The organism is Janthinobacterium sp. HH104 (assembly GCF_001758715.1).
Classification (GTDB): Bacteria; Pseudomonadota; Gammaproteobacteria; order Burkholderiales; family Burkholderiaceae_D; genus Janthinobacterium; species Janthinobacterium aestuarii.
The window spans coordinates 61721-82956 of record NZ_LRIB01000017.1; the positions used below are offsets into that span (position 1 = coordinate 61721).

Below are 21236 nucleotides of genomic sequence, written 5' to 3' on the forward strand. Positions count from 1 at the left end.
CGTGCCATGGCGCTAGCATGGGATGGCACAGTACACAGTGAGGTTGTCATGCATGCAATTGCAACGTCGGCAGACACGGCCACGGAACTGGCGGGCTGGCTGCGCCTGCAGCATCTGCCCGGCGTGGGGCCGGTGGCGGCGCGCGCCTTGCTGGCCCGCTTCGGCCTGCCGCCGCAAATCTTTGCCACGTCGTTCGAGGCCTTGCGCGAGGTGGTGCCGGCCAGCGTGGCGCGCGCCATTGTGCAGCCGCCCAAGCCGGTGGCCAACAGCCAGCTGGCGCTCACCCTGCAGTGGCTGGAGCGGCCCGGCAATGCCGTGCTGACCCTGGCCGATGCCGCGTATCCGCCGCTGCTGCTGGAAATCGCCGATCCGCCGCTCTTGTTATATGTGCGGGGACGGGCGGAACTGCTGTCGCGTCCCGGTGTGGCCATCATCGGCAGCCGCAATGCCAGCGCGCAAGGCATGCAGAATGCGGCTGCCTTCGCGCAAGCCCTCAGCGCGGCAGGCCTGACCATCATTTCCGGGCTGGCGCTGGGCATCGACACGCACGCGCACGAGGGCGGCTTGCGCGGCGAAGGCGCCACCGTCGCCGTGATCGGCACGGGGGCCGATCTGGTGTATCCACGTCGCAACCTTGATCTGGCGCAAAGAATCGCCGAGCAAGGCTGCATCGTCAGCGAGTACGCGCTGGGCTTGCCGGCCATGCCCGGTAACTTTCCGCGCCGAAACCGCCTGATCAGCGGCCTGGCGCGCGGCGTGCTGGTGATCGAGGCGGCGGCCCAGTCGGGTTCATTGATCACGGCGCGCCTGGCCGGCGAGCAGGGGCGCGACGTGTATGCCTTGCCCGGCTCCATCCACGCCACGCTGGCCAAGGGCTGCCATGCGCTGATCAAGCAGGGCGCCAAGCTGGTCGAGTCTGCCGACGACGTGCTGCAAGAGCTGCAGTGGCTGGGTAGCGCCCCCGGCGTGCCGGCGGCGGTGGAAGACGAGACGCCGCTGCTGGCCGCGCTGGGCCACGATCCCGTCGATGCCGATACCCTGGCCGCGCGCAGCGGCCTGGCCATGGGCGCGCTGATGGGCGAATTGCTGGCGCTGGAGCTGGCGGGCCGGGTCGAACGCTTGCCGGGAGGACTGTTTCAACGCTGCAAATGACAGCTTGTCACTTGTGTGGCGGCCTTGCCGCACAGGGGCGCTTTGTCTGTGCGCACCCTTGTGTCTTAGCGAGCTTAGCTGCTAGAGTAGAGCCATGTTCGATATCCTGGTGTACCTCTACGAGACTTACTATCGCCCCGATGCCTGCCCCGAGCCGGCAGTCCTGGCGCGCAAACTGTCGGCCGTCGGTTTCGACGACGTGGAGATTTCCGAAGCGCTCGTGTGGCTGACGGACTTGAACGCCATGGCCGGCGTCGAACAAACCCTGACGGCCAGTTCCACGGGCACGCGCTTCTATGTGCAGCAGGAAAGCGACGTGCTGGGCACGGCTGCCATCGGGTTCATCCAGTTCCTGGAAAGCGCCAAGGTGCTTTCGCCACTGCAGCGCGAAATCGTCATCGAACGGGCGCTGGCGCTCGACGAGGCACCCGTTTCGCTGGGCAAGCTGAAAGTCATCGTGCTGATGCTGCTGTGGAGCCAGGGCAAGGAACCGGATGCCCTGATGTTCGACGACCTGTTCGTCGACGATGAAGACCTCCCGCCGCGCCTGCTGCACTAATATATACCCATATTCTTCGCTGTCTGTCCGACCCTGGCGCCACCGCCGCGCCATCCCCTTTACTATGTGCTGCACCGGCGCGCACGCCAGGCCATTGTGTTTGCGCCTGCGCATTCTTGCTTGCAGATAACTTGCCGAATTCTTCAATAGGCGCTTATCATTGGCCGCTTGACAAGACCACAAGTCACTGTGCCTTGCGCAGACAAAAGCGTCGGCGCCTGGCAATGCACTGTATGATGCGCATGCTGAAACTATCCTAGAGCATTTTTCGAGACTAAAAAATATGACAAAAACCCTCATCATCGCCGAGAAGCCTTCTGTCGCGAACGATATCGCGAAGACGCTTGGCGGCTTTACCAAGCACGATGAGTACTTTGAATCGGATGAATACGTCCTGTCGTCGGCGGTCGGCCACTTGCTGGAGATCGCCGTACCGGAAGAATTCGACGTGAAGCGCGGCAAATGGAGTTTCGCGCACTTGCCGATGATTCCACCGTATTTCGCGCTGAACCCGATCGCCAAGACGGAAGCGCGCCTCAAAGTATTAAACAAGCTGATCAAACGCAAAGACGTCACCACACTCATCAACGCATGCGATGCGGGGCGCGAAGGCGAGCTGATTTTCCGCCTGATCGCGCAAAACGCGAAAGCCAAGCAACCGGTCAAGCGCCTGTGGCTGCAGTCGATGACGCCGGGCGCCATCCGCGACGGTTTCTCGCACCTGCGCAGCGACGAGGAAATGCTGCCGCTGGCGGACGCGGCCCGCTGCCGGTCGGAAGCCGATTGGCTGATCGGCATCAATGGCACGCGCGCCATGACGGCGTTCAATTCGAAAGAAGGCGGCTTCTACCTGACGACCGTGGGCCGCGTGCAGACGCCGACCCTGTCCATCGTCGTCGAACGCGAAGACAAGATCAAGAAATTCGTGCCGCGCGACTTCTGGGAAGTGCGCGCCGAATTCGTCTGCGCGGCCGGTATCTATGAAGGCCGCTGGCTCGACACGAAGTTCAAGAAGGACGAGAACGACCCCGAGAAGCGCGCCGAGCGCCTGTGGAGCAAGACGGCTGCCGACTCGATCGCCACCGCCTGCCGCGGCCGCCAAGGCATCGTCACGGAAGAATCGAAACCGACCACCTCGATGGCGCCGGGCCTGTTCGACCTGACCAGCCTGCAGCGCGAAGCAAACTCGCGTTTCGGCTTCTCCGCCAAGAATACCCTGGGCCTGGCCCAGGCGCTGTACGAAAAGCACAAGGTGCTCACGTATCCGCGTACCGATTCGCGCCACCTGCCGGAAGACTACATGCCGACCGTGCTGCAGGCGCTGGAAACGGTCAAGGAAAACAGCAACTACCACCAGTTCGCCAAGCAGATCATCGACAAGGGCTGGGTCAAGCCGAACAAGCGTATCTTCGACAACACGAAGATCTCGGATCACTTCGCGATCATCCCGACGACGATCGCGCCAAAGAACTTGTCCGAGCCGGAACAAAAATTGTACGACCTCGTCACGCGCCGCTTCATGGCCGTGTTCTTCCCGCCTGCGGAATTCCAGGTCACCACGCGCTACACGGAAGTATCCGGCCATCAGTTCAAGACTGAAGGCAAGGTCATGACCAATCCGGGCTGGCTGGCCATTTACGGCAAGGAAGCATCGACGGACGCGGACAAGGAAAGCAATGGCAACGGCAACCTGGTTCCCGTCGCCAAGGGCGAGAAAGTGCAGACGGAAAGCGTCAGCGCCAACGGCCTGGTGACGAAACCGCCCGCGCGCTTCACTGAAGCGACGTTGCTGTCGGCCATGGAAGGCGCCGGCAAGCTGATCGACGACGACGAGCTGCGCGACGCGATGGCTGGCAAGGGCCTGGGCACGCCAGCGACGCGCGCGGCCACCATCGAGGGCTTGCTGACGGAACGCTATCTGATCCGCGAAGGCCGCGAACTGATTCCAACGGCCAAGGCGTCGCAGCTGATGACCTTGTTGAAAGGCCTGGGCGTCAATGAATTGACGGCGCCGGAGCTGACGGGCGAGTGGGAATACAAGCTGTCGCAGATGGAAAAAGGCAAGATTTCGCGTGAAGAGTTCATGCGCGAAATCGCGCAGATGACGCAAATCATCGTCAAGCGCGCCAAGGAATACGACAACGACACGATCCCCGGCGACTACGCGACGCTGGAAACGCCATGCCCGAATTGCGGCGGCGTGGTGAAGGAAAACTACCGCCGTTTCGCCTGTACCAAGTGCGAATTTTCGATGAGCAAGACGCCGGGCTCGCGCCAGTTTGAAATCGCCGAAGTGGAGCAATTGCTGAAGGACCGCACCATCGGCCCGCTGCAAGGCTTCCGTTCGAAGATGGGCCGTCCGTTCGCTGCCATCCTGCGCATCGTGCGCGATGAAGAGATCAAGAATTTCAAGCTGGAATTCGATTTCGGCCAGAACGACGAGAGCGAAGATGGCGAAGGCGTCGATTTCACGGGCCAGACGCCCGTGGGACCGTGCCCCAAGTGCAACGCCGGCGTGTACGAAATGGGCCTGGCCTATGTGTGCGAACACAGCGTGGCCAAGCCGAAGACGTGCGACTTCCGTAGCGGCCGCATCATCTTGCAGCAGGAAATCTTGCCGGAACAAATGGCAAAACTGCTCAACGATGGCAAGACGGACCTGTTGCCTGGGTTCGTATCCCAGCGTACCCGCCGCCCGTTCAAGGCCTTCCTCGTGCGCGGCAAGGATGGCAAGGTGAGCTTCGAGTTTGAAGAGCGCAAGGCCAAGCCGGGCGCCAAGACGAAGGCGGCAGCCGCCGAGGTCGAAGGCGAAGAAGGCGCGGCGCCAGCGAAGAAAACGGCCGTCAAGAAAGCGGCAGCCGTGAAAAAGGCGCCAGCGAAGAAAGCTGCGGCCGTGAAAAAGCCGGCCGCCAAGAAGGCGCCGGCGAAGAAAGCGGCAGCGGCCGAGTAATCGGGTGCCAGCCAAACAAAAGCCAGGGAATTCCCTGGCTTTTTTTACGTCCCGATTTTCTTGGCCTTAGTCTGACGCTTAGTCGAGGTAGTCGGAATACTCGCGCTGCGCATAGTTCTGCAAATTCGCCCATGGCTGCGCCTTGCTGACGGTTGGCTGCAGCTTGACGTCGACCCGGCGGTAGAAGGTATTTGCGCGGTCGCCGCTTTCGATGATCAGCGGAATCTGCTTTTGCTCATCCCACAGAATGCGCTGGAACACGCCATTCTTTTCCACTTCGCGCCAGCGCGCGCCCGTCACGTTCGATGCCTGTTTCGACAGCGGCATGGCGGCCACCAGTTTCGGGTCCAGCAGATAAAAACTGTTTTCCCAGGAGCCGTCGAAATTGACGTTTTCGTACTCGGCTTTCGGGATGGAAACGACGATCTTGTCATGCGCATCGATGTATTCCACGCGCACGGTGTTCTTTTCCAGCATCACGTGGCGGGGGATCAGCACGGGATTGAAGTGCTTGTGCTCATGCTGCGTGGCCTTCAGTGCCACTTTCTTGTTCTCGCCGTGGTTGTGGCCCGCATGCGCGTCCGTCGACGGCGCCAGCACGCGCTCGACCCACACGTGGCCGGGGCGGCGCAGCATCTTTTCTTCGTAGCGGCTCTCGCGCGTCACGCCTTCCGGCGTCAGGACGCGGCTGTAATAGGTGATGCCCAGGTCCAGGTCGGCAGGAGCGGAAGGAGGAGCGGCTTGCGCGCTGGCGGCAAAGCCGGCGGCGAGGAGGACGGCGATCAGGGACGATTTCATGGTGTTGCCTTTACGTGCAGAGGGGCGGAGGGCCTACGCCATCCGCCCCGGTGGGGTTACCGTGTTGATGTGGATCAGAAACCGAACGCCGCCTTCAGCAAGTCAAACACCTTGGTGTTGTCCAGGGTGCCCTTGAAGGTCTTCGCGCCGGCGCCCGTGGCCAGCAGCTTGACGTCGCCGCCGCCGTGGGTTTCGCTGGCCAGGCGCACACCCGTTTCTTGCAGGTAGTTGTCTTTCAGGGCCGTGGCGCTGTCGACGTTGCTGCGCAGGGCAGGGCGGTTCGGGCCGTTGCCGAACACCAGGGTGGTGTAGGTATTGCCATCGGCATCCTTGCTCGGCTGGTTATCCTTGTAGCCGCGATTGATGTCGAGGATATTGTTGCCGCGCTTGCCATAGCCGTTGAAGGCCAGGGTGTGGTCATGGTCGGCCGTGACGACGATCAGGGTATTGGCCAAGGTCGGATCGGTTTCCTTGATCTTGGCGATGGCGGCCTTGATGGCGTCGTCGAAGGCGATGGTGTCCGTCAGCGCGCGCTTGGCGTTGATGCCGTGCAAGGCGTGATCGATGCGGCCGCCTTCGACCATCAGGAAATAGCCGTTCGTGTTTTTCGACAGCAAGTCGATGGCCTTGAGGGTCATTTCCGACAGGCTAGGCTGGGTCGCGCCTTCACCCAGCGGTGGCGTGGCCGTACGGTCCAGTTCATATTCCAAGTGGCTGCGGGTGCTGTACAGGCCGATGAATTTCTTGCCGCTTGGCGCCGCCGCCATTTCCGCTTTCGTCGCGGCCACGGTGTAGCCCTTGGCGGCAAATTCTGTCAGCAGGTTGCGGCCATCGACGCGGCCGTATTTGTTGCTGGTCGACCAAGGGGTGAAGTGGTTGCGGCCACCACCCATCAGCACGTCGACGCCATCGCCCAGGGCCGCGTTGTAGCCCGCGCCGCCTGGCGTCGCTTGCGCGGCGATCGCGTATTGTGCATTGCGGTTGCAGATGTGCGAGAACGTCGTCGCCGGTGTGGCGTGCGTCAGTTCCGTGGTGGTGATGGCGCCCACGGCCTTGCCCTTGGCTTTCGCCAGTTCCAGAATGGTCGGCACGCTCTTGCCGCCGGCCGGGCAATTGTCCACGCCCAGGTTGCCATTGGCGTCGCGGCCGGGTTCCTTGGCGATCGTGTCCTGCGCCATCGAGATGACTTCATTGTTCATCTTGACGCCGGTCATGTAGGCGGCCATCGATGGCGCGCTGTCCGTCGTTTGCGCATCGTTCGAGAACGTCTTGATGCGCGCCGTGCGCTCCAGCGTGTCCATCGTCAGGCTGCCGTCTTCGCCGTATTTGTAGATGCGCGATGCCGTCACGACGGACGGGCCCATGCCGTCGCCGAGGAAGAAGATGACGTTCTTGGCGTCGGCGGCGTAGGCGCTGGCAACGCTGGCGGCCACGAGCGTGGTCAGCAAGGAGAGTTTAAATGCAAGTTTCATGTGCTTGTCCAATGTTGATGTCTTGGGGATTACAGACCGCCGGCCGTCTTGACCAGGCCGAATACTTTGGTGTTGTCGATGGTGCCCAGGAAGGTTTCCGAACCCTTGCCGATGGCGCCCAGGAAGACGTCGGTGCCGCCGTGGGTTTCATTGCCTGCCGCCGTGCGGATGACCGCCTCCTGGTGGTAGGTGTTGGCGCTGGTGACGGTTTCATCGAGGCTGGCCATGGCGGCGCGGCTCGACTGGGTGCGGTTTTCGCCATTGCCGAAGCCGATGATCGAATACGGTGCGCCATCGAGGTCTTTCTCGACCGCGCCGGTCACGTAGTTCTTCACCACGCCCAGCACGCCAGGGTTGCCGGCAGCCGTCTTGCCCGTGCGCTTGGCGTAGCCGTTCAGGACCAGGGTGTGGTCATGGTCGGCCGTGACGACGATCAGGGTATTGGCCAGGGTCGGGTCGGTGAGCTTGGCTTTGTCGATGGCCGCCTTGATGGCGTTGTCGAACGCGACGGTGTCTTGCAGCGCTTTCTTGGCTGTCGTTTCGTGCAGCGCATGGTCGATGCGGCCGCCTTCGACCATCAGGAAATAACCCTTCTTGTTCTTGGCCAATACGTCCATGGCCTTGGTGGTCATGTCCGCCAGGCTAGGTTCCTTGGCCGCATCGCGGTCCAGGTCATAGCTCATGTGGCTGGACGTGAACACGCCGAACAGGCGCTCCGTCTTGGCCGCATCGACGGTCTTGAAGTCGGTGGCGGTGTTGGCGACCGTGTAGCTTTTCGCTTTCAGCTCGGCCAGCAGGTCGCGCCCGTCGGAACGCTTGCCGCCATCCTTGAACGGCTTGAAGAATTGCGCGCCGCCGCCGAGGACGACGTCCAGGCCGGCCGTGCCCAGCGCGCTGTTGTAGCCGGTGCCGCCCGGCACCAGGGCCGCGGCGATATCGTTTTCCAGGTCGCGGTGGCAGATGTGAGAATAAGTCGCTGCCGGCGTGGCGTGCGTCACGCGCGCCGTGCTGACGACGCCGGCGGCAAAGCCCTTGGCCTTGGCCAGTTCCAGCAAGGTGGTGGCGGGCGTGCCGTTGCCGGTGCCGCATTTGTTGACCAGCTTGTTGCCGTTGGCATCCGTGCCCGGATCGATGGCGACCGTGTTGGCCGACATCGAGATGACTTCATTGTTCATCTTGACGCCGGTCATGTAGGCGGCCATCGATGGCGCGCTGTCGGTCACTTGCGCGTCGTTCGAGAACGTCTTGACGAAGGCCGTTTCCGGCAGGGTGTCCATGGTCAGCGCACCTTCTTCGCCCACCGAATAGATGCGCGCGGCCGTCATGGTGGTCAGGCCCATGCCGTCGCCGAGGAAGAAGATGACGTTTTTCGGCGGGGCTTCAGCCACTACCTCTTCTTTTTTTGCATCGCTGCCGCAGGCGGCCAGCATCAGGGTGATGGCGACGCTGCAGCCAGCGACGGAAATTTTTCTGCGTGTCATGTGGTTCATCCGGCTAGGTTTGAAAGAGCTAGCAAGATAACAATCCAATGTGACGCCATCATGACGCTGTGACACATTTGACACGTGGATGCGCGTCCGCCCGGTGTGTTGTTTTAGCGCACGTCCTCGGTGGAAAAGTACACCGTGCCGCGCAAGCGGGCCGTTTTTCCCGGTTGTGCGCGCAAGGCAGCTTGCAAGCTGGCGGCAGGAGTTTCCTGCACGCCGGTTTTCGCCACGACGACGTCGTCGTGCGGCGCATCCTGGGGGCTGGTCCAGGCGACGATATGCTCGAAATCGGGGCGGCTGTCGATACGCTTGACGAGGAAGCGCTGCGTGCCGTCGCCCACCTGCAGGTAGCGCGCGCTGGCGTGCGTGGCGGGGGCCGGCGACAGCTGGCGCATCAGCAGGACGCGCTCGACGATGATGGCGGCAGCGCCGTAGCCGGGTTCGGCTTTTCCATCCTTCTCGAAGTGTCCGCGCACCACCGTCGCCTGGAACTGGCGCAGCGGCAGCGGCGCGGCCGGCAGCAAGCGCGCCAGCTCGAAGTGTTCCGGTTCGAGGGTCCATAGTGCCGTATGGCCATCGAGCTGCTGGCGCAGCCGCGCATCGAGGACGGGGTCGGCCAGCCGCACTTGCAGCACCGCCTGGTAATCGTGCGGCGCATGGAACATCGGCAGGTGCGAGGCATACAGCCCTTGCTTGCCGCCAAACAGCACCATGCCATGCAAGCCCCAGGTCAGGGGCGCGGCGTGGGCGAGGCCGGAGGCGAGCAGGAACAGAGAAAGGAAGAGGGTGCGCAGCATGGGTTTCATCGATGAGTTGGAATGCAACGATGATAGGGGCGGTATCATGGACAGTACAGCAACCATTTTTCACTTTTTGTGTCCTGTCTGGAAATCATCATGAACATGAGCCTTGCCGACCTGCGCGTGTTTTGCAGCGCCGCGCGCCAGCCAACCCTGAGCGCGGCGGCGCTGGAATTGCACCTGACGCCATCGGCCGTGTCGAAAGCCTTGCGTCGCCTGGAGGGTGACATGGGCGCGCCCCTGTTTGACCGGAGCGGCAAGCAATTGCTGCTCAACGACAGCGGCCGTTTGCTGCTCGAGCGTGCGCGCACCTTGCTGGCGCTGGCCGAACAGGCGCGCCTGGACGTGATGGGCGAGCGGGGCGCCATCGATGGCCGCATCGCCGGCCCCGCCCTGCTGCTGTGGCGCCACGCGGATACCCTGGCGGCGGCGCTGGACGCCTATCCGCAGGCCAGCGTGCGTTTGCAACCGGCTTTCGAGGATGCGGCGCTGGCGGCCCTGGCGCGTGGCGATTGCCATGCGGCACTGGTAACGCAGGACGCCATCACCCAGCGCGGCGCCGACTGGCCCGCCACCTGGCACAGCACGGCGCTGGGCAGCATGCGCATGCTGCTGGCGGCCGGGCGCGGCCATGTGCTGGCGCGCGGCGTGCCGGCAGCCTGCGCCTCCGTGCGCTGCGGCATGCGGGACGTCTTGCCGCACGCCTTCGCCAGCCCGACGCACTCCCTGCTGTGCGGCGAAGAGCGTGGCCGCCATGCCGATGGCTGGCGTGGCATGGCCGGGCGTACCATCCGCTACTGGAGCGACGATGTGCAGTTGCTGTTGGGCTATGTGCAGTCCGGCCGGGCGTTGGCCTACCTGCCCGATTTCGCCGTGCGCACGCACGATTTGCTGCAGGTCGAACTGGCCGGCAGCGTCGATTGCAGCGAGCAAATCCTGCTCGTGTGGGATGATGCGCTGGCGGGGCAGTGGCTGCACGCCTTGGTGCGGCAGTTGTCAATTCATCCGAATTGAGCAACAAACTATTGCGCTTTAACGGGTTTTTCTACCGAACCGAGCAACGTAAGATGCAGTCATCCCAATCATCTTGTGAAGGCAGATCATGTTCTCCAAAACCATCAGCAGCGTTCTTGTTTCCACCGTGTTTGCCGCCGGCGCCGCCTCGGCCGCCGCCAGCGCTCCCCTGACCCTGGAAGTATTCAACCCGGGCGAAGAGGCCATCTTCCCCGTCGCTTCCGTGCTGGTGGCAGGCAAGCATGACGCCGTGCTGATCGATGCACAGTTTTCGCGCGCCGAAGCGCAAAAGCTGGTGGAGAAGATCCGCGCCAGCGGCAAGAAACTGACGACCGTGTACATCAGCCACAGCGATCCCGATTTCTACTTTGGCCTCGACGTGATCAAGGCCGCGTTCCCGCAGGCGAAAATCGTTGCCACGCCGGAAACGGTCGCCGAGATCCGCCGCAAGGCTGACGCCAAGGTCGCCTACTGGGGCCCGATCCTGAAAGACAATGCGCCGAAAAGCATCGTCATTCCGGAAGCATTGAAAGGCAAGCGCATCGCCCTGGAAGGCCAGTCGCTGGACATCGCCGGCCCGACGCCAGCGCGCACCTATGTGTGGATTCCATCGATCAAGGCCGTCGTCGGCGGCGTAGTGCTGTTTGGTAACTTGCACGTGTGGACGGCCGATACGCAAAGCGCGCAATCGCGCCAGGATTGGCTCAAGACCCTCGACGGCATCGCCGCCCTGAAACCCGTCACCGTCGTGCCTGGCCACTTCAAGGTCGGTTCGCCCCTGACGCCGGACAGCATCGGTTTTACGCGCGACTACCTGGTGACGTTTGAAGAGGAAACGGCCAAGGCCGCCAATTCGGCCGCCCTGATCGAAGCGATGAAAATGCGTTATCCGAAGCTGGGCCTCGATGGCGCTTTAGAGACCAGCGCGAAAGTGGCTAAAGGCGAAATGAAATGGTAACCGGCAACAAGGAGGCTCTCATGCCCGCACTGCACTACATTTTCGACCCGCTGTGCGGCTGGTGCTACGGCGCCGCGCCGCTGGTCGAGGCGGCGCGCGCCGTGCCTGGCCTGACGGTGGCGTTCCACGGCGGCGGCATGATGACGGGCAGTAATCGCCGCCAGATCACGCCCGAATGGCGCGGCTATGTGCTGCCGCATGACCGGCGCATCGAGCAAATGTCTGGCCAGCCTTTCGGCGACGCCTACGTCAACGGTTTGCTGAACGACACGACGGCCATGATGGATTCCGAACCGCCGATCACGGCCATCCTGGCGGCTGAAGTCCTGGCCGGCCAGGGCCTGGACATGCTGCAGCGCGTGCAGCATGCCCATTACGTGGACGGCTTGCGTATCGCCGACGTCCCCGTGCTGGTGACCTTGGCGCAAGAGCTGGGCATGGACGGGGCGGCATTCCAGGCCGAGTATGCGCGGCAGGCGGGCGCCGCCACGCAGCGGCACATCGATGCCAGTCGCGCCTTGCTGGCGCAGGTGGGCGGCCAGGGCTTTCCTACCTTCGTGCTCGACGATGGCAGCGGCAAGCTGTCCGTGATCGATATCGGCGGCTTCCTTGGCCAGCCGGAGAAATTGCAGGCGCAACTGGGCGGCGTGTGCGATGCACAAGGGTGTGCATTGTAAATAACTATCGATTCTATAAAATCAATTACCTTTTCCTTTGTTGTTGACCTCGTTACACTGCTTCCATTAGTCAACAACGAAGGAAAAGCAGCCATGAGCCAACAGCCGCCATTCAGTACCGCCTCGGGCATCCCCGTCGCCGACAACCAGAATTCCATCAGCGCCGGCCCCCGCGGCCCGCTGCTGCTGCAAGACTTCCACCTGATCGAAAAACTTCAGCATTTCAACCGCGAGCGCATTCCCGAGCGCGTCGTGCACGCGAAAGGCTCGGGCGCCTACGGCACCTTTACCGTCACGCACGACATCTCGCGCTACACCAAGGCCAAATTGTTTGCCGAAGTAGGCAAGCAGACGGCGACCTTCGCGCGCTTTTCCACCGTCGGCGGCGAACGCGGCAGTGCAGACACGGAACGCGACCCGCGCGGTTTCGCCGTACGTTTCTACACGGAAGAAGGTAACTGGGATTTGGTTGGCAACAACACGCCGATGTTCTTCATCAAGGACCCGATCAAGTTCCCCGATTTCGTCCACACGCAAAAGCGCGATCCGCAAAGCAATTTGAAATCGGCCGAAATGATGTTCGACTTCTGGAGCCATGCGCCGGAAAGCTTGCACCAGGTCACCATGCTGTTCTCGGACCGGGGCACGCCGGATGGCTACCGCCACATGGATGGCTTCGGCAGCCACACATATAGCCTGATCAATGCCGAGGGCCAGCGCGTGTACGTGAAATGGCACTTCAAGACGCGCCAGGGCATCAAGAATCTGCCTGCCGCGGAAGCGGGCCGCCTGGCCGGTGCTGACCCCGACTACGCGCAGCGCGACCTGTTCGGCGCCATCGCACGCGGCGATTTTCCACAGTGGGAAGTCAAGCTGCAGGTGGCGACGCAGGAGCAACTCGATACATGGGAACAACGCACGGGCTGGAACCCGTTCGACCTGACGAAAGTGTGGCCGCACGCGGACTTCCCGCTGCTGCCGGTCGGTATTTTCGAGCTGAACCGCAACCCGGACAATTACCATGCGGAAGTCGAGCAGGCCGCGTTTTCGCCGGCCAACGCCGTGCCCGGCATGGGTTACTCGCCGGACAAGATGCTGCAAGGCCGATTGTTCGCCTACCACGACGCCCAGCTGTACCGGGTCGGCACGAACCACCAGCATCTGCCCGTGAATGCGGCCCGCTGCCCCTTCCATAACCAGCAGCGCGACGGCGGCATGGCGATCCACAATGGCGGCGCGGCACAGAATTACGCAAACGTGGCGGCGGCAGGCACGCAGCCGCAAGGGCTGGGCCATGGCGAGGGGGCGCTGGCGCTCGACGGCGGCGCGGCGCGCTACGATGGGCGCGGCGTGGAAGACGACTTTACGCAAGCCGGCAATCTGTTCCGCCTGATGTCAGCGCAGGCGAAGCAAAACCTGTTCGACAACCTGGCCGGTCCCTTGAGTCTGGTGCGGCCGGAAACCTTGCAGCGTCAACTCGGTCACTTCGACCGGGCCGATGCCGCCTACGGCGCCGGCGTGCGGGCCGCCTTGCAGGCGCGCGGCGCGGCGTTGTAAGCGTGTGGCAGGCGGAACAAGCTTGTTCCGCCTGTTGTTGATGCAGCACAAATTAGAGACGGATACTAAATATTGCCGTATGGACATACTTGCCGTCCATGCGTAGACTTGTCGGTCTGATCTGACTAGAAAGTCTTGCAATATGAATATCGCGAAGCTGTCGGTGCATGGGGACGACCCCACGCTCAAATCCATCCTCGAAGTCTTGCCCACCGATCCGGAACGACAATGGCGCAAGGGCGAGGCGAAGGGCGCGAATCGCGTGCATCTCGATTCCGGCTTTGAAGTGCTGATCGCGCAGGCGCCCAAATCGCAAGTGTTGCCCTCGCGCATACGCAGCTACCTGGCCGAATGCCGTTCGCGCGGCGTCACGTTCACAATGCCGCGCATCGTGGCCGAGCTGCAACTGGAGCTGAACGGCGATGACACGGTCGATGCGCCGCTCGACCTGTCGCTGGCCGACATGCAGCACCTGACGGAAATGGGCGTCAGCCTGAGCCTGGTGACGCGTTCCGCCGCAGGCTGATTCCCTTGTGATACCGAAGTGGCCGCCCTGAATGCACGGGCGGCCATTGTTCGTCACGGCTCTTCAAGCTCGACGGTGACCATATTGTCGTCCGGCTTGCGGTCGATCAGCTTGTTGTCGGGATCGATGCCCGCCTTGCCGGGGCGGCTGCCGACGATGACGGTGTAGCTCGCCTGGCGGGCCGTCATGCGCAGGCGCTCGCGCAGCAGCGGATGGCCATTCGCATCGTCGACGCCGATCTCGATCCAGTCGTGCAGCGGCGCGTCGTGTTCCTCTCCCTGTTCGCCGGCCGTCAATTTGCCCGCCTGCACCTTGATGGTGACGGCGTACTTGCCATCGCCGCGTTTGGTGGCCGTGGCCGACAGGGCGCGGTTGTCGAACAGTACGATTTTCTCGAACAGGTCGTCGATCAGATAAGCCTGTTCGGGTGGCGTGACCTGGCGCAAGCCGGCAATCAGGGCAGTCACGCTCGCATACGGCGGGCCTTTCTGGCCATAGATCTTGAGCAGGTCGCGCAGCACGCCGTTGACCTTGTCTTCACCGATGATATCTTGCAGCAAGTACATGGCCAGGCTGCCCTTGTGGTAGTGGATGTAGGCCTGGTTTTCATTCTCGGCCAGCGGCAATTCCTTCTTGCGCTCTTCGCTGCGTCCCATCAGGTATTGATTCAGGTCATAGCGCAGGAAGCGGCGCATCTTGGCCGGCCCTGCGGTTTTCTTCATCACCATCAGCGCCGAGTATTCGGCCAGGGTTTCGCTGAGCACGGTGGCGCCGCGCGTGTTGCCACCCACCAATTGATGCGCCCACCACTGGTGCGCCACTTCATGCGCCGTGACGTAGAACGGATAGTCGATGTCCTTCGGGTTCTTGTCGTCCACCTTGGCGATGAACCCGAGGCCTTCCGAGTACGGAATCGTGTTAGGGAACGATTGCGCGAACGTGGCGTAGCGGGGGAACTCGACGATGCGCAGGATCTTGTGCTGGTAGGGGCCGAAGTTCTTCGTGTAGTACTCGAGCGCTTCCTTGCTGCCGCGCACGAAACGATCGAGGTTGTATTCATGTCCCGGGTGGTAATACACGTCGATGGCCACGTCTTGCCAGCGCTCATGCTTGACGGCGTAGCGGGCCGACTGGAACGCGTAGAAATTCAGGATGGGCTGGTCCATCGTGTAGTGGAAGTAATGGCGGCCCTTGGCGATCCAGTCGTTGTCCAGCATGCCCGGCGCGATGGCCGTCTGGCCGTCGACGGTGCTGACGGTGGCGTCAAAGTTGATGCGGTCGGCATCGTTGCTGACGTAATTGTCGGCCAAGCCCTTCGCATCGTCGCGCGGCAAGGCCCGTTCGCGCGCCGGCAAACCGTGTTTCTTGCGGTCGCGCGGGTCCGTCAATTCCTGCTGCGGCTGGTAGCCGATGTGCGGCAGCACGGCGTTCGTGAAGAAGGTGCCGTTGGCGACCACGGGGGTGTCCTGGCCCAGGCCGAAGATGCCGCGCGGCGCATAGCGAATGTCGAAATCGAGGCCCAGGGTGGCGCCCGGCGCCAGCGGCGCGGCCAGGCGGTAGCTGTAGAAGCCCAGCTTGCCGTCGTCGAGGCCGGGATGCACGCGCGCGTCAAAACGCAGGCGCATGGTGGCGGTCGGGTCTTGCTGCACAAAAATGTGGCTGATCGGCAGGCTGGTCTTGTTTTGCAACAGATAGCGGCCCGTGACGATGAGGCTGCGCTGCGCCGGGTAGATGGCCACGTCGAGTTTCACGTCGGTGATTCTCGGCTGCGGCGTGGCGGCAAACTTGCGGTACTGGCGTTCGATGCTGGCGCGGTCCGCATCGCGGGAAAATTCGGACTGGTAATCGTTGGCCACGTGGAAAACGTAGAACAGCACGCCGCCGGCGAAGACGAAGATCAGGGCGCCGCCGGCAAAGCTGGCCAGCACGCCATGCGTGAGGCCGTGGCGCGCCAGGCGCAGGCGGATGCGCCAGCTGTCCTGTGCGCCGCGGGGCCAGAACAGCAGCGACAGCACCGTCAGCATGACGGCCGCGCCGCTCCAGTACAGCAAATACCAGCGCTCGCGCAACACAAAGTGGCCGGCGCCGTTCATGGCCGAATACACGACTTCCGGCGTGCTGCCGTACAGCAGCAGCGGGTCGCCCAGACCCAGCGAGGAAAAGCTGATGCTGGCGATGTGGTACAGAATCATGGCGAAATACGCGAGGTATTTCTGATTGATCAGCACCTGCACGAAGATGGCCAGCACGGCCACCAGCGCATAGTAGGGCAGGTGCGACAGGAACAGCGATTCCAGGTACAGGCCGGGGTCGAGGCGGTAATAGCCCTTGAAGACCTGGATCGACATGCCGCACAGCATGATGACCAGGCTCAGCAAGGCTTGCAGGCCGACCAGCGCCAACAGCTTCGACAGCAGGGGCAGCCAGTTCGGCACGGGCAGGGCGTCGAGCATCAGATACGTGCCCGCTTCCCGTTCACGCCACACCAGCTCGCCCGCGTAGAAGGTGGTAATGATCAGCATGAACAGGGCGAACGAGGCGCTGACCATGTCCAGCACCTTTTCCGTCACGGGATAGGTATTCGTGCCGTACATGGAACCCATGTCCAGCGCGCCCGCATACATGGTCAGCACGCCGGCCAGCACGATGACGACAAAATAGATGTTCTTGATGGTTTCGCGCAGGTTCAGCCAGCTCATCTTGAGAAGCAGGGCGGCCAGGTTGCGTTGCGCGAAGTCGGGCGTTTCCTGCGTGGACAGCGAGGCGTTCGACAGGCGCTGCGGCGCCTCGCCCTCGCTGCGGCGCCTGGCGGCGCCCGCGTCCGTCGTCGCGTGGAACTGGAAGCGCCAGTAGCCGAGCAGCAGGGCCACCAGGGCGAAGCCGGACCAGATGGCGCGGTTCAGCAGGTACACGCCTTCCAGGGTCACCAGGCGCGTGTTGCGCTCCGCGTTCGGCCAGTATTCCGTCAGGCGTATCAGCGCCGTCGTGCCGAAGGGGTCGATCAGGGCGGCCAGGGTCTTGTAGTCGAGGTCGCGCGCCAGCGACGGCGCCACCAGGTAGCCGATCAGCATCACCACCGAGCTGATGTACACCGGCAGCATGCGCCGCGTGAGTGCCGCGATGACGAAGAAGATGGCGCCGAAGATGAACAGGTTCGGCAGCAGGGTAAATACATACGGCATCAGGTAGGCGAGCGCCCGTTGCGGCCCCAGCCGTTCCGGGTCGATGCCGGGCAGCCAGGCGCCCAGCCAGGCACCGATGACGATGCTGGAAAACACCACGGCCAGCACCAGATAGGCGCCGAGGAAGCGGCCGAATACGTACTGGTATTTCTTGATCGGCGCGCTGAAGAAGAAATGCTGCATGCCGTATTCGAAATCCTGCTGCACCGAGCGGCCCATCATGGCGGCCACCACCACGGCGCCGAAGCAGCCCAGTACGCTGCACGTGAACGCCAGCGAACGGGGTGCGTTGATCAGGAATTTGCCGCCGAAACTGATGCTCGCTTCCTTGAAGACGCCGCCGGCGGCCGCCATCCACAGCATGGCCAGCGCCAGGAACATGGCGAAATACACCCAGGTGGACAGCAGCTTGAGCCGCTGTCGCGCTTCAAAGCGGGCGATGGCAAACATGGCCGTCCCCTCAGTCGCACTGCGGGGCGACGCGGTGGCGCCCGGCAATGGTGGCGAAATACAGGTCTTCCAGGTCGCCGATGGCTTCCTCGAAGCCGTCGCCCGGGTCGTCGTCGCTGTAGACGTGAATCAAGGTGCGGCCCGACAGCAAGCGCGTGGAAATGACGGCGTGGCGCTGCTGGAAGCTGGCCAGCTCTTTTTTGTCGACAAAGCGTGCCCAGATCTTGCAGCTGACTTCGTCGATCAGTTCCTGGGTCTTGCCGCACAGCAGCAAATGCCCCTTGTTGATGATGGCCATGTTGGCGCACAGGTCGGCCACGTCGGACACGATGTGGGTCGACAGGATCACCGTCTTGTCTTCGCCGATGTCAGACAGCAAGTTGTGGAAGCGCACCCGCTCCTGCGGGTCGAGGCCGGCCGTCGGCTCGTCGACGATGATCAGTTTCGGGTCGCCCAGCAGGGCTTGCGCGATGCCGAAGCGCTGGCGCATGCCGCCGGAAAAGCCGCCCAGGCGCTGGTGGCGCACGTCGAACAGATTGGTTTGCTGCAACAGGCCATCGACAACCTCGCGCCTGCGCGTCCGCTGCGACAGCCCTTTTAACATGGCGAAGTGGTCGAGCAGCTCGTAGGCCGTCACTTTCGGGTACAGGCCGAAGTCTTGCGGCAGATAACCGAGCATGCGGCGGATCTCGTCCTTGTCGTCGAGCACGTCGTAGTCGCCGAAGAAGATGGAACCGGAATCGCATTCCTGCAAGGTGGCCAGGGTGCGCATCAGGGTCGACTTGCCGGCGCCGTTCGGGCCCAACAAGCCGAACATGCCCGGCGGTATCGTCAGCGAAACATTGTCCAGCGCCACTACGCCATTCGCGTAGGTCTTCGACAATTTGCGGATCTGCAATTCCATACAACTCCTAACTCATGCGTTGCTGCCCGATGCGACAGGGCTACTCTATGCTGGCATTGTATTGAATTTAAGACGTACTGGGCAGTTGCATGCGATACACGGCATTTTCGCGTGCCCAGAGTGCAGCCGGGCGGGGCGGATGGCGCCCCGCCGCGAGTCACATGGCAAGTTTAATTGCGGAATAACACCGATTCGCGGTTGAACCACCAGCGGCACAGGGCCAGCAGCGCGCCAGCGATCACCGTGGTCGAGGCCAGGATCACGCCGAACATGCGGTAATCCATGGTGCCCTTGACCAGTTCCTTCATGGCCAGCGACACATTCGTCAGCGGCACCATGGCCCACATCCAGTTCAGCTCGACGCCGGGCAGCATGGCCGCCACCGTGGGCAGGATGACGAACAGCATCAATGGCGTGATCATGCCGGCCGCTTCCTTGTAGCTTTTCGCGTAGATCGAGATCGACAGCAGCAGCGAGGCGAAGATGGCGGCCGTCGGCACCAGCATCAGGGTCACCATGGCCAGGTCGGGCAAGCCGATGCTGCGCACCATGACGGCCATGTTGCCTTCGAGCGAACTGCCGAAGATGGCCAGCAGGGCGCCCATGCTGCCCACCATCAGCACGGCCGAGGTCATGCCGACGGTAAACAGCACGAGGAACTTGGCCACCACGATGGCGCTGCGCGGCACGGGCGCCAGCAGCAGGGTTTCCAGGGTGCCCCGTTCCTTTTCGCCCGCGCCCAGGTCGATGGCCGGATACATGGCCGCCGTCAGGCACACCATCAGCAGCAGATACGGCAGCATGCCGCCGACGATGGCGCCCATCTGCTCGCGCTCGTTGGCCGTCGATTGCTTGTCGAGCACAATGGGATGCAGGGCAAAGGCCAGCTGGGCCGGGCTCAGGTTCAGGGCCGACAGCGCGCTTTCGCGCAGGCTGGCGTTGTAGGCCTCGACGATCTCGCGCACCCGTTGCTGGGTCACGTCGACCGTGCTGGCGCTGTTGTAGTGCAGGGTGACCTTGGCTTGCTGCTGTTGCTGCAGCGTCTCTTCAAACCGGGGCGGGATGACGACGGCGAACTTGATGCTGTCGTCGCCGATGGCGCGGCGAATGTCTCCCTCGCTGGCCAGCGGCACTTCGCGCAGGTTGTGCTGCTGCGCAAAACGCGCGCTCAAGCCCGGTGAATGGTCCTTGCCGAACAGCGCGTAGCGCATTTCCGCCGTTTTCGCGTTCTTGAACATATTGCTGGAAACATAAGCGAAGCCGCCAAAGATCAGCGGCATGGCAAAGATGGGGATGAGGATGGTGAAGATCAGCGTCTTGCGGTCGCGCGTGAGTTCCAGCAACTCTTTCAGATAAATGGTCCACATGGCTCAGGCTCCCTGGTTGATGACGCTGACAAAGGCGTCGTACAAGTCCGCGCTGCCGCCCAGGTGGCGCAGTTCGTTGACCGTGCCATTGAAGGCGGTGGTGCCGCGGTTGATGATGCAGACGCGGTCGCACAGCTTTTCCACCTCGTGCAGGTGGTGCGTGGAAAAGATCAGCGGCACGCGCAGCGCCTTGTAGCTGGCGATGAAGTCGAGCAGGATCTTGGCCGACATTACGTCGAGGCCCGTCGTCGGCTCGTCAAGGATCACCACCTGCGGCTCGTGCACGACGGTGCGGGCGATCGCGCACTTCTGTTTCATGCCCGTCGACAGCTGATCGGCCCGCTTGCCGCCGTACTCTTCCATTTGCAGCAGGGCAAACAGCTCGTCGCAGCGGCGTTTCAGCTTGTCGGCCGGCATGCCGTGCAGGCGGCCAAAGTACTCGACGTTTTCGCGCGCCGTCAGGCGGCCGTACAATCCCGTCGAACCGGACAGGAAGCCGATGCTCTGGCGCGCCACCAGCGGTTGCTGCAAGACATCGACGCCGTTGACGAGGGCGCTGCCTGCGTCCGCCTGCAAGGCCGTCGACAGCAGGCGCAGGGTGGTCGTCTTGCCAGCGCCATTCGGGCCGAGCAGGCCCAGCACTTCGCCCGGAGCGCAGCTGAAACTGACGTCGCGCACGGCGTGGAACCAGCCATCGTGTTCGCGCGGATCGCTGACGTGCACGCCCTTGCCCTTGTGGGGCGGCATGCGGAAACGTTTTGCCAGGTGCTTGACCTCTATCATGTGCATCATCCATTCAATGGTGAAGAACGAGAGTAGCATGCAAAAAATGTAACTTGCAAGGTGGAAATATCGTTTGGTCTATTGAAAAAAACAGCATCTTCATGCAAGCTGGCCCGGTGGGCGCCGCGGACGGCGCGGGAGAGCGCAATGCAAAAGATCGATCAGGCGATGCAGAACAAGGTACTGGCCGTGGCCCGTGCCGGCATGACCAGTGCCGAAGCCATCGGTTTCTTCCGCGTCAGCCTGGGGCTGTACTACCTGGCCGGCCTGATGACGGAGGAAACGCTCGATTTCAAGCAGATCGACGCGAAGTACAACCGTTTCATCTACCACTCCATAGGTGGCGGGCACAGCATCGCCAGCGTGCTGCAATTCATGAGTGGCGAGAAAGTCTTGCGCGTGCTGCAATCGGAGCGTTTTCGCGCCGCGTTTGCCCAGCACTGCCCGGACATTCCCGTCGACAGTATTTCTTTCCTGATTTCACTGAACCTGGGCGTGGCGAAAAGCCTGTCCGGCCTGGACGCCGTCGGCCCCGTGGTGGACTGGATCGAGCAGGAAAAAGCGCGCACAAGTCAATAAAGCCCCGATCCCCCTGCGCGC

General features: G+C 62.7%; 17 protein-coding genes. 9 read left to right on the forward strand and 8 right to left on the reverse strand.

Annotated features, from left to right (window positions below; all coding sequences use genetic code 11):
• Nucleotides 1-48: 48 nt before the first annotated feature.
• The 3 genes from dprA to JAB6_RS05055 all read left to right on the forward strand — a co-directional run bounded on the left by dprA (nt 49) and on the right by JAB6_RS05055 (nt 4661).
• Nucleotides 49-1152 carry a DNA-processing protein DprA gene (gene dprA, locus JAB6_RS05045; RefSeq protein WP_070301618.1) on the forward strand — a complete coding sequence of 368 codons (1104 nt, stop codon included), beginning with the start codon at nt 49-51 and terminating at the stop codon, nt 1150-1152.
• 94 nt (nt 1153-1246) lie between these two features.
• Nucleotides 1247-1711: a DUF494 family protein gene (locus JAB6_RS05050; protein WP_034749287.1), complete on the forward strand. Its 465-nt coding sequence runs from the start codon at nt 1247-1249 to the stop codon at nt 1709-1711.
• A 283-nt stretch (nt 1712-1994) separates the two neighbouring features.
• On the forward strand, nt 1995-4661 hold the full coding sequence (locus tag JAB6_RS05055; protein WP_034749282.1) for a DNA topoisomerase III: 2667 nt from the start codon (nt 1995-1997) through the stop codon (nt 4659-4661).
• 78 nt (nt 4662-4739) lie between these two features.
• Here JAB6_RS05055 and JAB6_RS05060 read toward each other — a convergent pair whose 3' ends face one another.
• From JAB6_RS05060 to JAB6_RS05075, 4 genes are all read right to left on the reverse strand, one after another.
• A complete protein-coding gene (locus JAB6_RS05060) occupies nt 4740-5459 on the reverse strand; it encodes a hypothetical protein (protein WP_070301619.1) in 720 nt (239 codons plus the stop codon).
• A 74-nt stretch (nt 5460-5533) separates the two neighbouring features.
• On the reverse strand, nt 5534-6931 hold the full coding sequence (locus tag JAB6_RS05065) for an alkaline phosphatase (protein ID WP_070301620.1): 1398 nt from the start codon (nt 6929-6931) through the stop codon (nt 5534-5536).
• Between the two features lie 29 nt (nt 6932-6960).
• Nucleotides 6961-8361, reverse strand: a complete 1401-nt coding sequence (locus JAB6_RS05070) for an alkaline phosphatase (RefSeq protein WP_070301639.1) — start codon at nt 8359-8361, stop codon at nt 6961-6963.
• A 164-nt stretch (nt 8362-8525) separates the two neighbouring features.
• Nucleotides 8526-9215, reverse strand: a complete 690-nt coding sequence (locus tag JAB6_RS05075; RefSeq protein ID WP_080698496.1) for a hypothetical protein — start codon at nt 9213-9215, stop codon at nt 8526-8528.
• A gap of 99 nt (nt 9216-9314) precedes the next feature.
• Here JAB6_RS05075 and JAB6_RS05080 point away from each other — a divergent pair, with 99 nt between their 5' ends.
• From JAB6_RS05080 to JAB6_RS05100, 5 genes are all read left to right on the forward strand, one after another.
• Nucleotides 9315-10232, forward strand: a complete 918-nt coding sequence (locus JAB6_RS05080) for a LysR family transcriptional regulator (RefSeq protein WP_070301621.1) — start codon at nt 9315-9317, stop codon at nt 10230-10232.
• Nucleotides 10233-10320: 88 nt separating this feature from the next.
• Nucleotides 10321-11190, forward strand: coding sequence for an MBL fold metallo-hydrolase (locus JAB6_RS05085; RefSeq protein ID WP_070301622.1), 870 nt, complete (start codon nt 10321-10323; stop codon nt 11188-11190).
• A 20-nt stretch (nt 11191-11210) separates the two neighbouring features.
• Nucleotides 11211-11867 (forward strand): DsbA family protein, encoded by a 657-nt coding sequence (locus tag JAB6_RS05090; RefSeq protein WP_070301623.1) that lies wholly within the window; start codon nt 11211-11213, stop codon nt 11865-11867.
• Between the two features lie 93 nt (nt 11868-11960).
• The gene (locus JAB6_RS05095) at nt 11961-13424 is read left to right on the forward strand and encodes a catalase (RefSeq protein ID WP_070301624.1); all 1464 of its coding nucleotides are present in this window, start codon (nt 11961-11963) and stop codon (nt 13422-13424) included.
• 142 nt (nt 13425-13566) lie between these two features.
• Nucleotides 13567-13950, forward strand: a complete 384-nt coding sequence (locus JAB6_RS05100) for a hypothetical protein (protein WP_070301625.1) — start codon at nt 13567-13569, stop codon at nt 13948-13950.
• A 53-nt stretch (nt 13951-14003) separates the two neighbouring features.
• On the opposite strand, the gene JAB6_RS05105 is transcribed toward JAB6_RS05100, so the two are convergent.
• The 4 genes from JAB6_RS05105 to JAB6_RS05120 form a co-directional block, all read right to left on the reverse strand.
• Nucleotides 14004-17582 (reverse strand): M1 family aminopeptidase, encoded by a 3579-nt coding sequence (locus tag JAB6_RS05105; protein ID WP_070301626.1) that lies wholly within the window; start codon nt 17580-17582, stop codon nt 14004-14006.
• A 10-nt stretch (nt 17583-17592) separates the two neighbouring features.
• Nucleotides 17593-18486: an ABC transporter ATP-binding protein gene (locus JAB6_RS05110; protein WP_070301627.1), complete on the reverse strand. Its 894-nt coding sequence runs from the start codon at nt 18484-18486 to the stop codon at nt 17593-17595.
• A gap of 170 nt (nt 18487-18656) precedes the next feature.
• The gene (locus JAB6_RS05115) at nt 18657-19853 is read right to left on the reverse strand and encodes an ABC transporter permease (RefSeq protein WP_070301628.1); all 1197 of its coding nucleotides are present in this window, start codon (nt 19851-19853) and stop codon (nt 18657-18659) included.
• Nucleotides 19854-19856: 3 nt separating this feature from the next.
• On the reverse strand, nt 19857-20636 hold the full coding sequence (locus JAB6_RS05120; protein ID WP_070301640.1) for an ATP-binding cassette domain-containing protein: 780 nt from the start codon (nt 20634-20636) through the stop codon (nt 19857-19859).
• A 147-nt stretch (nt 20637-20783) separates the two neighbouring features.
• Between JAB6_RS05120 and JAB6_RS05125 the strand changes: the two genes are divergently transcribed.
• The gene (locus JAB6_RS05125; RefSeq protein ID WP_070301629.1) at nt 20784-21215 is read left to right on the forward strand and encodes a hypothetical protein; all 432 of its coding nucleotides are present in this window, start codon (nt 20784-20786) and stop codon (nt 21213-21215) included.
• Nucleotides 21216-21236: the final 21 nt, after the last annotated feature.